This window comes from Burkholderia sp. 28_3, from assembly GCF_003253915.1.
In the GTDB taxonomy this organism is placed as follows: domain Bacteria; phylum Pseudomonadota; class Gammaproteobacteria; order Burkholderiales; family Burkholderiaceae; genus Burkholderia; species Burkholderia cenocepacia.
Window position 1 is genome coordinate 12,947 of sequence record NZ_QKZF01000014.1, and the last position, 15,019, is coordinate 27,965.

Sequence of the window (15,019 nt, forward strand, 5' to 3'; positions counted from 1 at the left end):
GCCTTCGATGCGCAGTGCGCTGGCATTGGCGGCGGGCGTGCGCAGCGGGCGGGTGAGCGCGGAGTCGCTCGTGCAAACCGTGCTCGCCGACATCGCCGCGCGCGATGACGCGATCAATGCCTGCGCACGCACTTTCGACGAACGGGCACGGCGCGACGCGCTGCGCGTCGACCGCCTCGTGCGGGACGGGGACGACCCGGGCCCCTTGGCAGGCGTGCCGTTCCTCGTGAAGTGGAATGTCGACGTGGCGGGCTACCCGACGGTCGCGGGATCGCCCGCGCGCGCCGCGTTGCCGCCCGCCAGCGCCGACGCGGCAACGGTCGCACGATTGCGTGCGGCCGGCGCGGTCCCGATCGGCGCAACCCACATGGACGAACTCGCATGCGGCGCCACCGGCGTGAATCCGCACTATGGCGCGGTGCACCTGCCGGCCGACCCGACGCGCATGACGGGCGGCTCGTCGAGCGGCTCCGCCGCCGCGGTTGCCGCCGGATACGTGCCGCTCGCGCTAGGCAGCGATACGAACGGATCGATTCGCGCGCCGGCGGCGCTGTGCGGCGTATGGGGATTCCGCCCCGGCGACGGACGGCTGTCGCGGGCCGGCTGCCTGCCGTATGCCGCATCGCTCGATACCGTCGGCGGGTTCGCGAACGATATCGACGATCTCGCGGTGCTGTACGACACGCTGTGCGAAGCCCATGCGCCGCGCTCGAACCCGGTGCACGATCCGGGCGTGCCGCTACGCCTCGCCGTGCTGACTGGCGATTTCGAAACACATGCCGATGCGGATGCACAACGCGCCGTGCGGCGCGTGGCCGCCTGCCTGCGGGCGCGCGAATCGGTGTCTGTCGGCAGCGACGAAGTTGCGAACGTGCGCGAAGCGGCGCTCGTGATCTCGAACGTGGAGCTGGCACGCGCCCATAGCGGGTTGCTCGACGCGCCGGCGGCACTCGTATCCGAACACCTGCGCTCGCGCATCGGAATCGGCCTCGCCGTCCCCGGCGCCGTGTATCGCGAGGCGCTCGCCTGCCGTGCCGCGTGGCGCACGCGCCTCGAAGCGCTGTTCGCGTGCTACGACGTCCTGCTGGCCGCTGCGACGCCGTGCGCGGCGCCGCACTTCGCCGACGCAACCGTCGATATCAACGGCGTCGCGCTCGCCCCCGCGAAGGCGCTCGGCCTGCTCACGCAACCGATTTCATTCGCAGGGCTGCCGGTCGTCAGCGCACCGTGCTTCGCGTCGGGTGAACTGCCGGTCGGCGTGCAGTTGATCGGCGCACCCAGCGACGACGCCGCGTGCTTCGTCGCCGCGCGGCAATTCTCGGCCGCATGGCGCGCGATGATTCGTTAGCCGGGCCCCGGTACGGCATGCCCCGTGCGAAGCGCCTGATCGTGCGAAACAATCCCCGCCGCGCATGCTGCGCGTCGCCGCGACTGTCTTTCGCGTGCTATGTCAACGCCGACAAATCGAACGGCGTCTCCCGCAACCGCGTGCCCGTCAGCCTGAACACCGCATTCGCGATCGCAGGCGTCACCGCGGGGCTCGACAGTTCCCCCACCCCGCCCGGCTTCGCCGGATCGCCCTGCACGACATGGATGTCGGTGTCGGGCATGTCGCGCATCCGCATCACGCGATACGTATCGAAATTCGACTGCTGCACGCGGCCGTGCTTGAAATCGATGCGATCGGCGGTTGCATGGCCGAGCCCCCACATCAGCCCGCCGTACAGTTGCTCGTCCACGCCCGACGGCGACACCGCGATCCCGCAATCGGCCACGCACGTGAGCTTCTCCACCTTCACCGCGCCGTCCTGGCGCACGACCCGCGCGACCACCGCGACATAGCTGTCGTACGCCTGGTTCGTCGCCACACCGAGCGCGACGCCGTCCGGCAGCGGCTGCCCCCAGCCGGCACGCCGCGCGGCCTCCCGCAGCACGGCCGCATGACGTGGCCGGTCACGCATGTGCGCGAGCCGGAATTCGACCGGGTCGCGCTTCGCCGCATGCGCGGCTTCGTCCATCACCGATTCGACGGCGAATACGTTCGGGATGTAGCTCACCGCACGAAACCAGCCGGTCGGCACGCCCGTCTCCATGCGGATCCAGCCGATATCGCGATGCGGCGCACGGTACGCGAACTCCCATTTGGTGAGCGCTTCGGTCGTGCTGAAGTCCATCCGGTCGGTGCGCTCGAGATAACCGGGCTCCCACTGCTGCGGCGACGCGGGCATCACGCCACGCAGCCACAGCGACGCGAGATTGCCCTGCGCATCGAGCACCGCACGCGCACGGTGGTGGCTCGCCGCGTGATAGAACAACGCGCGCATCTCGTCCTCGCGGCTGTTCATCAGCTTCACGGGCTTGCCCGTCTTCACCGCGAGCCACGTCGCCTCGAACAGCCAGTACTTCGCTTCGCGCGCGCCGAAACTGCCGCCCGACACGAGCTCGTGCAACGTCACGCGATGTGCGGGAATGCCGCCGATCACGTCGGCCGCTTCCATCGCGGTGGACGGCACCTGCAGCCCGCCCCAGTATTCGATGCCGCCGTCGCGCGCCCACACGGTGAGGTTGATCGGTTCCAGCGGATTCGCGGCCTTGTGCGGCATCGAATACGACGCTTCGATCGTGCGTGCGCCGGGCGCTTTCGCATGCGCGGGATCGCCGTCGGCGATCGTCGGTACGACGCGCGCGGTCGGATCGTCGATCCACGCCGCCTGACGCGCGGCGAGCGTGCCGCTGTCGAACGTCTCGAACAGGCTGTCCTCCCATTCGATCGTCAACGCGGCCTGTCCCTTGTGGGCCGACCAGTAATCGTCCGCGAGCACCGCGACGCCGGCCTGGTTGCCGCCGAGCACGTCGGGGCGCGGCGGAATCTGCAATACCTCGCGCACGCCGGGAATCGCCAGCGCGGCCTTCGCGTCGACGCTGCGCACGCGGCCGTCGATCACCGGCGCGCGCGTGACGACCGCCACCCGCATCCCGGGCAGCGACACGTCGATGCTGTACGGAAACGAACCATCGGCCTTCTGCGCGGCGCCGCGCTTGCTGCGCAGCTTGCCGATGTAGCGGAACTGCGCGGGGTCCTTCAGCGCGACCTGCGTCGGTGCGGGCAGTTGCGCGGCGGCCTGCGCAAGCGACCCGTATGTCGCACGGCGCCCGCTCGCCGCATGCAGCACGGCGCCATCGGCCGTCGTGCACGTCGAGGCGGGCACGCTCCATTGCCGCGCCGCCGCGGCCACCAGCATCGCCCGCGCAGTCGCACCCGCGCGACGCAACCGCTCGTATTCCATCGCGACGCTCGTGCTGCCGCCGGTCGAGAACACCTTCCACAGCGGATGGATGTAGTCGGCGAAGAACGGATCTTCCGGCGTGATCACGTCGACGCGAAACGGATCGACGTCGAGTTCCTCCGCCACCACCGCCGCGAGCGCGGTACGCGTGCCGGTGCCCGAATCGTGCTTGTGCACGACCAGCTTGATCGTGTCGTCGGGCAGCACGCGCACCCATGCGTTCGGTTCGAATTCGCCCGCGGACGGATGCGGATCGCCGCTCGCACGCTTGCCCGCGGCGGCCGCATCGGGCATCCGGAAACCGATCGCGATGCCGGCGGCGAGCAGCGCGGAAGTCTGTCTGAGAAAGCGACGACGCGGCGTGTCGTCGGTGCTCGGTGCATCCGTTGCGTGATCGTCGCGCATGTCACGCCTCCTTCACGGGTTCGGCGGCAGCCTTCAACGCCGGATCGCCGGCGGCCGCACGCCTGATCGCACGGTGAATCCGTGCATAGGTGCCGCAGCGGCAGATGTTGCCCGACATCGCCGACACGATCGCCGCGTCATCCACCGGCTGCCTGCCGTTCAGCAGCGCGGCGGCCTGCATCAGCTGCCCTGGCTGGCAATAGCCGCATTGCGGCACGTCCTCCGCCACCCATGCAAGCTGCAGCGGATGGCGCCCGTCCGGCGACAGCCCTTCGATCGTCGTCACGTGCCGCCCGTTCGCGGCGACAGCGGGGATCAGGCACGACCGCACGGCCTGCCCTTCGAGATGCACGGTGCACGCGCCGCACAGGCCCTTGCCGCAGCCGAACTTCGTGCCGGTGAGCCTGAGCCGGTCGCGCAGCACCCACAGCAACGGCATGTCGTCCGGTACATTCTCGAGCGAATGGCGTGTATCGTTCACGACGATGTCGATCATGTGCAGTCTCCTGATTCGCATTCATGGGGCGGTGCGCGGTTTCGGAGCATTATCGAAACGCGATGGGCGGCCACGCCAGCGATCATTTCGTCGAATCCCTGTCAGTCGGACTAACAGATGCTCAAGCGATACCCTTCGATCCAGTCGATGCAGGCGTTCCTGCAGGCCGCGCGGGTCGGCAGTTTTTCGAGCGCGGCGCGTCAGCTGGCGCTCACGCACAGCGCGATCAGCCAGCAGATCCGCTCGCTCGAGGAATTCATCGGCCAGCCGCTGTTCGCGCGGGCCGGCGGCCGCGTGATCCTGACCGACGCGGGGACGCTGTTCGCGAACCAGTTGTCGGACGGGCTCGAACAGATCGATCGCGCGCTGTCGTCGGTCAAGGGGCGCACGACCGCGCCGTCGCTCCGGCTCGACGTCGATCCCGAACTGATGCAGGGTTGGCTGCCCGCACGGCTGCCGGAACTGATGCGCACGCTCGGCGGCACGACGCTGACGGTGCTGTCCGCGCCGCGCCACGACCGCGATGCGTTCGATCGTGTCGATATTGCGCTGCGCTATGGCTACGGGGAATGGGAAGGCGTGGACAGCGCACTGGTCTGCCCCGACCGGCTGACCGCGATGGCCGCACCGGCACTGCTCGCCCGCTACGGGCTCGCCGCGCCGCTCGCGCCCGAGCAGGTGCTGGAACTGCCGCTGCTCGGCTATACGAAGCGTTCGTGGATTCCGTGGCTCGAAGCGGCCGGGCTGGCGCCCGTCGAACCGGAGACGATCGCCGTGTTCGACAACGCGGCCGGGCTCGTCGCGACGCTGGCGTCAGGGTGCGGCGCGGGACTGGTGCGCGGGCTGCTCGCCGCCGATGCATTGCGCGACGGCCGGCTCGTCGAGCTCTGCACGATCGCGATTCCGACCCACTACAACCTCCATGCGATCTGGCCGCGCGAGCGGCACGCACGCGTGAAACCGCTGATCGACGCGATCGGCGCGCTGGTCACGCAATCGCTCGCGCGCTGACCCGCGCGCTTCAGGCGGTGAATTCCGCCGCGACCTCGCGCACGGTATCGAGAAATGCGCCGAGCACCGCCGACGTATCGTCCGCGCGGTAACGCGCCTGCAGCGATACCTCGAGCGCCGGCGGCAACAGCGGCACGAACGCGACGCCGCCCGTCGAGATCTGCCGCGACGACGCCGGCAGCAGCGCGACGCCCAGCCCTTCGCGCACCAGCGACAGCAGCGTGTGCACCTCGACGACCTCGTGCGCGATCCGCGGCGTGAAGCGCGCATCGACGCAACTCTGCTGCAGGAAGCGCGCCAGTTGCGAATGCCGCAGGCCGAACGACACGAACTGCTCGCCGGCCAGCTCGCCGAGCGCGATCGCCGCGCGTGATGCGAGCGGATGGCCTGGCGGCAGCACGGCCACGGCCGTCTCGCGCACGACGATCTCGCTGCGGATCGACGGATCGTCCTGGAACAGCCGGAAGAAGCACACGTCGAGCCGCTTCTCCTTCAGCGCATCGATCTGCGCGGCCGGCGTCATCTCGTGCAGCGACCAGTGCACGTGCGGATGGCGTTCGGCGAACACGCGCAACGCGTGTGGGATCGGCGCGACCATCGCCGAGCTGATGATGCCGACCGCGAGGCGCCCGACTTCGCCACGCCCCGCGCACCGCGTCAGATCGATCGCGCGATCGAACTGCGCGACGATCAGCGGCACCTGTTCCTTCAGTGTTTTCCCTGCCTCCGTGAGTGCGACGCGATGCTGCGAGCGCACGAACAGCGCGGTGCCGAGCTGCTCTTCCAGCAGCCGGATCTGCTGGCTCAGCGGCGGCTGGGAGATATGGAGCCGCGCGGCGGCGCGCCCGAAATGCAGTTCGTCGGCCAGCACCGCGAAGTAACGCAACACACGCATGTCCATATCGCAAACGTATCAAGAGCGTCAGTAAAAAATATTGTACAGAGCACATTCGGCTTGTGACACTCGGTCTCAAGCAGCAGTGCACGCCGCAGTGTGTCACTCGATGCCGGCGAGGGGAAGGCGCGAAAAAAAAGCGCCTTGCAAAGGGCCGCATGAATCCGACCGACAGGTCGCTTCATCGACGTGCCTGCCCGCGACCCGGCAACCGGCTTTTCCGGTTCCTCTCAAGGAGATCGAGTAGATGATCATCGACACCAGCTGTTACCCGACGAATCTCGTCGACCTCGCGTGGCGCCACGACGGCCCGCCGTTCACCGGCGAACGCCTGATCGAGACGATGAACGGCCCGTTCCTCATCAACGGCAAGCCGCGCCGCGTGGACAAGGCGTTCATCCAGCCGCCGCAAGGCAACACCATCTATACGTATACCGACGGCGAAAAGTCGGGCACCGAATCGATCGACGCGTACATGGCGTACACGGTCGAGATGGCGCGCCGGCATCCCGACCGCTTCATCGGCTGCTTCGTCTACAACCCGCGCTGCGGCGTGGAGAACGGCGTGAACGCGATCGATCACTACGTGCGCAAGCTCGGCTTCAAGATGGTGCAATTCCAGGCCAACATGCATGCGTATCGGCCCGACCGCGCGCTCGACTGGCTGCGTCCCGCGCTGAAGAAATGCGCGGAACTCGGCGTGCTCGTGAAGCTGCATACCGGCGACGGCCCGTACAGCATCCCGACCGAGTGGGTGCCGATGATCAAGGAATTCCCGACGGTCAATTTCATCATGGCGCACTTCGGTGTGCAGACGGGCGGCGTCTACTGCTTCGAGCCGTTCCAGCTCGCGATGGATCTGCCGAACGTGTATTGCGAGTCGGGCTGGTGCCTGCAGTCGCGCATCGTCGAATTCGCGAAGGTGCTGCCGAAGCACAAGATCCTGTTCGGCTCCGACACGCCGCCGAACGAACCGGGCATGTGGCTGCGCCTGCTCGAAGTGCTGTGCTTCGACCCGCCGCAGGGGATGAATCTCGACGAGGACACGCTCGAGGATTACCTCGGCAACAACACGGCGCGCATGATCGGCCTCGAACCGACGCCCGCGCCGCGCACCGTCGACGAAGCGAAAGCGTTGCTCGCCGCCTGACGCGCGCCCCTCTCTCCCGATTCCGGAGCATTGCATGATCATCGATACGCACCTGCACCCGACCAACCTCGTCGACGAGGCGTGGCGCCATACCGGCGAACCGTTCACCGGCGAACGCCTGCTGAAGATGATGGACGGCCCGTACATCATCAACGGCAAGCCGCGCCGCATCGACATGGGGTTCATCCAGCCGCCGCCCGGCAACACCGGCTATCGCGACGGCAATCGCCGCGGCCGCGACGGCATTCGCGACTACATGGCGTACATCGCCGAACTCACGCAGAAGTACCCCGACCGCTTCATCGGCAACTTCACGTACAACCCGCGCTGGGGCCCGGAAAACGGCGCGGCGGAGCTGGAATTCCACATCAGGGAGTACGGCTTCAAGATGGTGAAGCTGCACGCGAACATGCACGGCTACCGGCCGGACCGCGCGCTTGACTGGCTGCGCCCCGCGATGAAGGTGTGCGCGAAGTACAACACCGTCGTGCTGATCCATACGGGCGACGGGCCGTACACGATTCCGACGCAGTTCTACCCGATCATCCGCGAGTTTCCGATGGTGAACTTCATCATCGGTCACTTCGGCATCCAGACGGGCGGCAACTACTCGTTCGAAGCGTTCTGGATGGCGATGGACACGCCGAACGTGTATTGCGAATCGGGCTGGTGCTACCAGTCGCGGATCGTCGAATTCGCGCGCGAGCTGCCGCGCAACAAGATCGTGTTCGGCACCGATTCGCCGCCGAACGAGCCCGGCATGTGGCTGCGCGAGCTGGAAATGCTGTGCGGGCCCGCGCCGCAGGGGATGGATCTCGACGAGGACGGCCTCGAGGACTACATGGGCAACAACATCGCCCGCCTCGTCGGCATCGAGCCGACCAGGCCGCCGAAGGATCTCGACGAAGCACGGAAGCGCCTGACGGCGACCTACGTGTAACGCGCCGGCGCCCGGACCGCGTGCCGCCGTGCACGCGGTCCGGCCTTTTCCCTTCCGCATCCGACGGAGTGCATCATGGCGTCGAGCCTTTTCGCCGAGCAGCAGGATTTTCATCACTTCGCGACGGCCTATCGCGAACGCTTTCCGGACGACGTGCTGACGATCGCGCAGCCGCTGTCCGCCGATCAGGACGTCACCGCCGTCGTCGCGTCGCTCGCCGCGCGCGGCCGGCACGAGATGCTCGTCTGCGAGCGCATCGACGGCCTGTCGACGCCGCTCGTCACCAACGTCTTCGCGTCCCGCACGCGTATCGGCCGGCTGTTCGGCGTCGACGCGAACGGGCTGTTCGACGCGTGGCAGCAGCGCGCGAACGCGCCCGTCGCGCCGGTCGTCGTGCCGCACGGCCCCGTGCTCGATCATGTGGTCGAAGGCGACGCGGTCGACCTCGCACACCTGCCGATGATCCGCCACTTCGAAACGGATCGCGGGCCATACGTGACCAACGCGGTGATCGTCGCCGAAGATCCGGTGACGGGCATCGCGAACCTGAGCTATCACCGCTCGATGCCGCACGCGCGCAACGCGCTGGCGACGAGCCTGCATTCGCGCGGCCATCTGTGGCGGATGCTGCAAACCGCGAAATCCCGCGGCGACACGCTGAAAGTCGCGATGGTGATCGGCGCACATCCGCTCGTCATGCTCGCGGCCGCCGCGCGCGTGCCGTTCGGCGCGGACGAACGCGCGATCGCGGGCGGGCTGTTCGGCGCGCCGTTGCAGCTCGTGCGCACGCCGCGCCACGGCATCGGCGTACCCGCCGCCGCCGAGTTCGTGCTCGAGGGCACGATCGATCCCGATGCGCACGCCGAAGAAGGCCCGTTCGGCGAATTCACCGGCTACTCGTCGGATCGCTCGACCAACAACGTGCTGCGCGTCGACACGATGATGCGGCGCGACGACGCATGGCTCGTCGACGTCGTCGGCGGCCCGTACGCGGAACACCTGACACTCGCGCGGCTGCCGCGCGAAGCCGAGATGAGCGAGAAGCTCAAGGCGCGCTTTCCGGCCGTCACCGCGATCCACTATCCGAATTCCGGCACGCATTTTCACTGCTACGTCGCGCTGAAGCAGTCGCGCGACGGCGAGGCGCGCCAGATCATGCTCGCGCTGCTCGGCTGGGACCCGTACCTGAAGAACGTCGTCGCGGTCGACAGCGACATCGACATCACCGACGACGCGCAGGTGCTGTGGGCGATCGCGACGCACTTCCAGCCGCATCGCGACCTGTTCGTCGTCGACGGGCTGCCCGGCAGCCCGCTCGACCCATCGTCGTCGGCCGACGGCACGACGTCGCGAATGGGCGTCGACGCGACCCGCGGCGCGCGCTTCGACGGCGTGCGCGCCCGGGTCGGCGACGCTGCAATGCAGCGTGCCGCGCATCTCGTCGCGCAACTCGCCGGAGCGCCGCGATGAGCGCGCGGCGGCTCGTGGTCGGCATCAGCGGCGCGTCCGGCTTCGTGTACGGGATACGGCTGCTCGCGCTGCTGCGCGAACTCGACATCGAGACGCACGTGGTGGTGTCCCGCGCCGCCGCGCTGACGATGGCGCACGAGACCGATTTCAAGCTGTCCGACGTCGCCGCGCGCGCGAGCGTGCTGTACCGCAGCGACGACATCGCCGCGCCGATCGCGAGCGGCTCGTTCCGCACGCTCGGGATGATCGTCGCGCCGTGCTCGATGAAGACGCTCGCGGAGATCGCGAGCGGGCTGTCGGCGGGCCTGATCGCGCGCGCCGCCGACGTCGCGCTCAAGGAACGCCGCCGGCTCGTGCTGCTCGCACGCGAAACGCCGTACACGCTCACGCACCTGCGCAACATGGCCGCCGCGACCGAGATGGGGGCGATCGTCGCGCCGCCCGTGCCGGCGTTCTATGCGCGCCCCGCGTCCCTCGAGCAGATGATCGACCACACGCTCGGCCGCGTGCTCGACCTGTTCGACCTCGATTCCCGCACCGTCCATCGCTGGAAAGACAGCGAATCACGGCCCCATCCGCAGCCCAACCGACTCAACGGAGACGCGTCATGACCCACATCCACACCACCCACAGCGACGTCCAGAAGATTCCGGTCACCGTGCTGACCGGCTTCCTCGGCGCGGGCAAGACCACGCTGCTGAACCATATCCTGCGCGAGAAACACGGCCGCAAGATCGCGGTGATCGAGAACGAGTTCGGCGAAATCGGCATCGACGGCGGCCTCGTGCTCGAATCGACCGAGGAAATCTACGAGATGACGAACGGCTGCGTGTGCTGCGTGGGCGCGGTGCGCGAGGATCTCGTGCGGATCGTGCGGATGCTGGTCGCCCGGCCCGACCGGCTCGATCACATCATCGTCGAGACGAGCGGGCTCGCCGATCCGTATCCGGTCGCGCAAACCTTCTTTCTCGACGATCCGATCGCGAAGGAAGTCGCGCTCGATGCGGTCGTCACGTTGGTGGATGCGAAGCATATTCGCGCGCACCTCGACGATCTCGTGCTCGACGGCCGCGACAACCAGGCGGTCGACCAGATCGTCTGCGCGGACCGCATCGTCATCAACAAGGTCGATCTCGTCGACGCGACGGACGTCGGCGCGCTGACCGCGCGGCTGCGCGAGTTGAACAGCACCGCCGAGATCGTGACGTCGAGCTACGCGCAGGTCGATCTCGATCGCATCCTCGGGATCGGCGCGAACGAATTCGCGCAGATTCTCGTCGAGAGCGACGGACTGGCGGTCGAGGCGCCGCATGCGGACGAACACGAACACACGCATGCGCACGGCCACGACGAACACGGCGATCATCCGCACGACGACCACGACGACCACGACGATCACCACGAACACGACGCAAGCGTATCGTCGGTCGGCATCGAAGTCGACGCGGACGTCGATCTCGACGCGCTCGAAGCCTGGCTCGGCGAGCTGCGCCGCGCCGACACCGCGAACCTGTTCCGGATGAAGGGCATCCTCGCCGTGCAGGGTCGCGCGCAGCGCTACGTGCTGCAGGGCGTGCACGGCGTGATCGAACTGCGCGCCGCGCAGGCGTGGGGCTGCGAGCCGCGCTCGTCGCGCATCGTTTTCATCGGCCGCGATCTCGATCGCGCCGCGCTGACCGACCGTTTCCATGCCTGTCTCGCCGCGCCGGTCGCGGCCTGACGGGCACGCCAGGCGGGTGCGCCATGCGCCCGCCCGATAACGAACCTCAGGAGACACGCCCATGAACTCTGCTTCACATCCCGTCGATCGGGTCCTGCCGCGCCGCCAGATGCTGACGCTCGGCCTGCAGCACATGCTCGTCGCGTATATCGGCGCGATCGCGGTGCCGCTGATCGTCGCATCGGCCTTGAAGATGTCGCCCGCCGATACGACCGTGCTGATCAGCACCGCGCTGTTCTGTTCCGGCATCTCGACGATCCTGCAAACGGTCGGCGTGTGGAAGCTCGGCGTGCGCCTGCCGATCCTGCAGGGCGTCGCGTTCAGCAGCGTCGGCCCGGTGATCGCGATCGGCCTGACGCCGGGCGTCGGGTTCGCCGGCGTGTGCGGCGCGGTGATCGGCGCGGGCATCATCACGACCTTCGCGGCGCCGCTGGTCGGCCGGCTGCGCCGCCTGTTCCCGCCGGTCGTGACGGGCTGCATCGTCACCGTGATCGGGCTGCAGCTGTTTCCGGTCGCATATCAGTGGGCCGGCGGCGGCGACGCGGCGAAGCTGCAGTTCGGCGAGCTGTCGTTCCTCGCGGTCGCGCTCGTCGTCGCGGTCGTGATCCTCGCGGTCAACCGCTTCGCGAACGCGTTCCTGCGCAACCTGTCGGTGCTGATCGGGCTGGTGGCCGGCAGCCTGCTCGCGATCGCGCTCGGGATGGGCAACTTCACGAACGTCGCGGCCGCGCCGTGGTTCACCGTGCCCTACCCGTTCCATTTCGGCACGCCCGTGTTCGCGATCGTGCCGGTGCTGACGATGGTCGTCGTGATGATCGTGCAGATGGTCGAATCGATGGGCCTGTTCGTCGCGATCGGCGACATCGTCGAGAAACAGGTGAGCGAGGAGGACGTCGTGCGCGGGCTGCGTGCGAACGGCATCGCGAGCGCGATCGCCGGCACGTTCGCCGCGTTTCCGTTCATCGCGTTCATGGAGAACGTCGGGCTCGTGATCCTGACCGGCGTGCGCAGCCGCTGGATCGTCGCGGTCAGCGGCGTGCTGATGTGCGTCGTCGCGCTGGTGCCGAAGATCGGCGCGATCGTCGCGTCGACGCCGTCGGCCGCGCTCGGCGGCGCGGGTATCGCGATGTTCGGCGTGGTCGTCGCGGCCGGCGTGCAGACGCTCGCGAAGGTCGATTTCGAGAACAACCGCTACAACGTGCTGATCGTCGGCTTCACGATCGCGACCGCGCTGATTCCGGTGATGGCGCCGAAGGTGTTCGCGCACATGCCCGACTGGACGCAGCCGTTCCTGCACAGCGGCGTCGTGATCGCCTGCCTCGTGTCGGTGCTGCTCAATGCGTTGCTCAACGGCGTGCCGGCGGCCGCCCCCGTTGAAACGCATGCCCGTGCCGATGCCGCGCCCCGCAGCCCGATGGCGCGCGAGTGCGACTGACCGGCTTCATGCCGCGCGCGGCCTCACGGCGGCGCGCGGCGCACGACAACCCGTGACCCGACTATCCGAATCCGAGGAGACCCGACCATGAGCGTTCCTTGTTCTTCGCTGCTGATCCGCCACCCGCTCGCGGTCATGAGCGGCCACCCCGGCGACGCCGCGCGGCTCGGCCGGCCCGACCTGCGCATCCGCGACGGCCGGATCGAGACGATCGCACCCGATCTCGCGCCGCTACCCGGCGAGCGCGTGATCGATGCGAGCCATTGCGTCGTCTATCCGGGCTGGATCAACACGCACCATCATCTGTTCCAGAACCTGCTGAAAGGCGTGCCGGCCGGCATCAACGCCGACCTGCAGGCATGGCTTGCCGCCGTCCCGTATCCGCGCGTCGCCCGCTTCACGCCGGAGCTCGCGCGCATCGCCGCGCGGCTCGGCTTCGCGGAACTGCTGCTGTCCGGCGTGACGACCTGCGCCGATCATCATTACCTGTACCACGCGGGCGGCACGACGGAGACCGGCGACCTGCTGTTCGACGAAGCCGCCGCCTTCGGCATGCGCTTCGTGCTGTGCCGCGGCGGCGCATTGCAGGCGGCCGGCGATCATCCGGGGTTCGCCGGCACCGCGCTGCAGCCCGAGACGCTCGACCAGATGTTCGCGGATATCGAACGGCTGAAGGCGCGCTATCACGACGCGGGCGCGGCATCGATGCGCCGCGTGGTCGTCGCGCCGACGACGCCGACCTTCTCGCTGCCGCCGGACCTGCTGCCGGAAGTCGCGCGGGCGGCGCGCGGCATGGGTCTGCGGCTGCATTCGCACCTGTCCGAGACGACCCGCTACGTCGATTTCTGCCGCGAGCGCTACGGCAAGCTGCCCGTCGAATTCGTCGCCGAGCACGAATGGCTCGGCCCGGACGTGTGGTTCGCGCACCTCGTTCATCTCGAGGCGAGCGAGATCGCGATGCTCGCGGACACCGGCACCGGCTGCTCGCACTGCCCCGTCAGCAATGCACGGCTCGGCAGCGGCATCGCGCCCGCGCCGCGCATGGCGGCGGCCGGCGTGCCGGTATCGCTGGGCGTCGACGGCGTCGCGTCGAACGAATCGGGCAGCATGACGCACGAGGCGAATTTCGCGTGGCTCGTGCATCGCGCGGCGCACGGCGCGTCGGCCACCACGGTCGAGGACGTGCTGCATTGGGGCACGCAAGGCGGCGCCCGCGTGCTCGGGCTGGATGCGGTCGGCACGCTCGGGGTCGGGCAAGCCGCCGATCTCGTGCTGTACGACGTGAGCGGACCGCGCTTCAACGGTTTCCACGACCATGCGATCGCGCCGGTGGCGGCCGGCGAGCCCGCGCCGGTGAAGTACAACATCGTGAACGGTCGGATCGTGGTGGACAACGGCGAGATCCCGGGGCTCGACCTTGCCGCGTTGCGCCGTGCGGCCGTCGCCGCGGTGCGGCAGTTGCTCGACTGAGCGGAGGCCATCCGATGAATCCGCGCATCCGCATCGGCATCCTGACGCCGTCGTCGAACACCGCGCTCGAGCCGCTGACGAGCGCGATCGTCGCCGGCCTGCCACACGTCAGCGTGCATTTCGCGCGCTTCACCGTGACCGAGATCGCGCTCAGCGCGGCCGCGCTCGACCAGTTCGACGCGGCGCACATCCTCGTCGCGGCGCGGCAGCTCGCCGACGCGCGCGTCGACGTGATCGGCTGGAGCGGCACGTCGGCCGGCTGGCTCGGCTTCGAACGCGATGCCGCGCTGTGCCGCGGCATCGAAAAAGCGACCGGCATCCCGGCGACGACGTCGGTGCTCGCGCTGAACGAGTTGCTCGAGCGCACCGGCGTGCGGCGGCTCGGCCTCGTCACGCCGTATCTCGACGACGTGCAGCAACGGATCGTGCGTCAGTATGCGCAGCTCGGCATCGACTGCGTGGCCGAACGGCATCTCGGGCTGCGCGACAACGCCAGCTTCGCGGACGTGCCCGATACGCAGCTCGCGGCGTTGATGCGCAAGACGGCACAGGCGTGGCCGGATGCGGTGGCGACGTTCTGCACGAACCTGCATGCCGCGCATCTGGCCGGGCCGTTCGAACAGGCGACGGGCATCGCGGCTTACGACACGGTGTCGACGGTCGTGTGGAAGGCGTTGCGGATGGCCGGCGTCGATACGGGCGTGCTGGCGCGGTGGGGAAAGCTGTTCTCGATGAGTTGA

At 68.5% G+C, this 15,019-nt stretch carries 13 protein-coding genes; 10 read left to right on the top strand and 3 right to left on the bottom strand.

All coding sequences use genetic code 11. The annotated features are described in order from the left end of the window. Window positions 1-7 precede the first annotated feature (7 nt). Window positions 8-1,348, top strand: a complete 1,341-nt coding sequence (locus DFS13_RS25400; RefSeq protein ID WP_111442278.1) for an amidase family protein — start codon at window positions 8-10, stop codon at window positions 1,346-1,348. Window positions 1,349-1,445: 97 nt separating this feature from the next. On the opposite strand, the gene DFS13_RS25405 is transcribed toward DFS13_RS25400, so the two are convergent. Further along, window positions 1,446-3,692, bottom strand: a complete 2,247-nt coding sequence (locus DFS13_RS25405) for a xanthine dehydrogenase family protein molybdopterin-binding subunit (protein WP_111442244.1) — start codon at window positions 3,690-3,692, stop codon at window positions 1,446-1,448. A gap of 1 nt (window position 3,693) precedes the next feature. Then, on the bottom strand, window positions 3,694-4,188 hold the full coding sequence (locus DFS13_RS25410; RefSeq protein ID WP_069352569.1) for a (2Fe-2S)-binding protein: 495 nt from the start codon (window positions 4,186-4,188) through the stop codon (window positions 3,694-3,696). A gap of 117 nt (window positions 4,189-4,305) precedes the next feature. Between DFS13_RS25410 and DFS13_RS25415 the strand changes: the two genes are divergently transcribed. After that, a complete protein-coding gene (locus DFS13_RS25415) occupies window positions 4,306-5,199 on the top strand; it encodes a LysR substrate-binding domain-containing protein (protein ID WP_111442245.1) in 894 nt (297 codons plus the stop codon). Between the two features lie 10 nt (window positions 5,200-5,209). Here the strand turns inward: DFS13_RS25415 and DFS13_RS25420 are convergent, their stop codons facing one another. Beyond that, window positions 5,210-6,100, bottom strand: a complete 891-nt coding sequence (locus DFS13_RS25420) for a LysR substrate-binding domain-containing protein (RefSeq protein ID WP_006484720.1) — start codon at window positions 6,098-6,100, stop codon at window positions 5,210-5,212. 241 nt (window positions 6,101-6,341) lie between these two features. Between DFS13_RS25420 and DFS13_RS25425 the strand changes: the two genes are divergently transcribed. The 8 genes from DFS13_RS25425 (at window position 6,342) to DFS13_RS25460 (ending at window position 15,019) form a co-directional block, all read left to right on the top strand. Then, on the top strand, window positions 6,342-7,244 hold the full coding sequence (locus tag DFS13_RS25425) for an amidohydrolase family protein (RefSeq protein ID WP_111442246.1): 903 nt from the start codon (window positions 6,342-6,344) through the stop codon (window positions 7,242-7,244). Between the two features lie 34 nt (window positions 7,245-7,278). Beyond that, window positions 7,279-8,184, top strand: a complete 906-nt coding sequence (locus tag DFS13_RS25430) for an amidohydrolase family protein (RefSeq protein WP_034202000.1) — start codon at window positions 7,279-7,281, stop codon at window positions 8,182-8,184. Between the two features lie 75 nt (window positions 8,185-8,259). Next, window positions 8,260-9,654: a UbiD family decarboxylase gene (locus DFS13_RS25435; RefSeq protein ID WP_034201999.1), complete on the top strand. Its 1,395-nt coding sequence runs from the start codon at window positions 8,260-8,262 to the stop codon at window positions 9,652-9,654. Further along, the gene (locus DFS13_RS25440) at window positions 9,651-10,265 is read left to right on the top strand and encodes a UbiX family flavin prenyltransferase (protein WP_006484736.1); all 615 of its coding nucleotides are present in this window, start codon (window positions 9,651-9,653) and stop codon (window positions 10,263-10,265) included. Before DFS13_RS25435 ends, DFS13_RS25440 begins: the two co-directional genes overlap by 4 nt. Then, complete coding sequence (locus DFS13_RS25445) at window positions 10,262-11,374, top strand: GTP-binding protein (RefSeq protein WP_111442247.1); 1,113 nt, start codon at window positions 10,262-10,264, stop codon at window positions 11,372-11,374. The genes DFS13_RS25440 and DFS13_RS25445 overlap by 4 nt, the downstream gene beginning before the upstream one ends. Before the next feature lie 61 nt (window positions 11,375-11,435). Then, window positions 11,436-12,809: a nucleobase:cation symporter-2 family protein gene (locus tag DFS13_RS25450; RefSeq protein WP_006498778.1), complete on the top strand. Its 1,374-nt coding sequence runs from the start codon at window positions 11,436-11,438 to the stop codon at window positions 12,807-12,809. An 87-nt stretch (window positions 12,810-12,896) separates the two neighbouring features. Next, window positions 12,897-14,279 carry an amidohydrolase family protein gene (locus tag DFS13_RS25455; protein ID WP_111442248.1) on the top strand — a complete coding sequence of 461 codons (1,383 nt, stop codon included), beginning with the start codon at window positions 12,897-12,899 and terminating at the stop codon, window positions 14,277-14,279. 14 nt (window positions 14,280-14,293) lie between these two features. Continuing rightward, entirely contained in the window at window positions 14,294-15,019 is a 726-nt protein-coding gene (locus DFS13_RS25460; RefSeq protein WP_062884921.1) for an aspartate/glutamate racemase family protein, read from the top strand.

What these genes read in the sequence shown, in the direction of transcription:
- DFS13_RS25455 (WP_111442248.1), top strand. Translation starts at nt 12,897, where the DNA reads ATGAGCGTTCCTTGTTCTTCGCTGCTGATCCGCCACCCGCTCGCGGTC.
- DFS13_RS25400 (WP_111442278.1), top strand. Translation starts at nt 8, where the DNA reads ATGCGCAGTGCGCTGGCATTGGCGGCGGGCGTGCGCAGCGGGCGGGTG.
- DFS13_RS25415 (WP_111442245.1), top strand. Translation starts at nt 4,306, where the DNA reads ATGCTCAAGCGATACCCTTCGATCCAGTCGATGCAGGCGTTCCTGCAG.
- DFS13_RS25430 (WP_034202000.1), top strand. Translation starts at nt 7,279, where the DNA reads ATGATCATCGATACGCACCTGCACCCGACCAACCTCGTCGACGAGGCG.
- DFS13_RS25445 (WP_111442247.1), top strand. Translation starts at nt 10,262, where the DNA reads ATGACCCACATCCACACCACCCACAGCGACGTCCAGAAGATTCCGGTC.
- DFS13_RS25405 (WP_111442244.1), bottom strand. Translation starts at nt 3,692, where the DNA reads ATGCGCGACGATCACGCAACGGATGCACCGAGCACCGACGACACGCCG.
- DFS13_RS25420 (WP_006484720.1), bottom strand. Translation starts at nt 6,100, where the DNA reads ATGGACATGCGTGTGTTGCGTTACTTCGCGGTGCTGGCCGACGAACTG.
- DFS13_RS25435 (WP_034201999.1), top strand. Translation starts at nt 8,260, where the DNA reads ATGGCGTCGAGCCTTTTCGCCGAGCAGCAGGATTTTCATCACTTCGCG.
- DFS13_RS25450 (WP_006498778.1), top strand. Translation starts at nt 11,436, where the DNA reads ATGAACTCTGCTTCACATCCCGTCGATCGGGTCCTGCCGCGCCGCCAG.
- DFS13_RS25425 (WP_111442246.1), top strand. Translation starts at nt 6,342, where the DNA reads ATGATCATCGACACCAGCTGTTACCCGACGAATCTCGTCGACCTCGCG.
- DFS13_RS25460 (WP_062884921.1), top strand. Translation starts at nt 14,294, where the DNA reads ATGAATCCGCGCATCCGCATCGGCATCCTGACGCCGTCGTCGAACACC.
- DFS13_RS25440 (WP_006484736.1), top strand. Translation starts at nt 9,651, where the DNA reads ATGAGCGCGCGGCGGCTCGTGGTCGGCATCAGCGGCGCGTCCGGCTTC.
- DFS13_RS25410 (WP_069352569.1), bottom strand. Translation starts at nt 4,188, where the DNA reads ATGATCGACATCGTCGTGAACGATACACGCCATTCGCTCGAGAATGTA.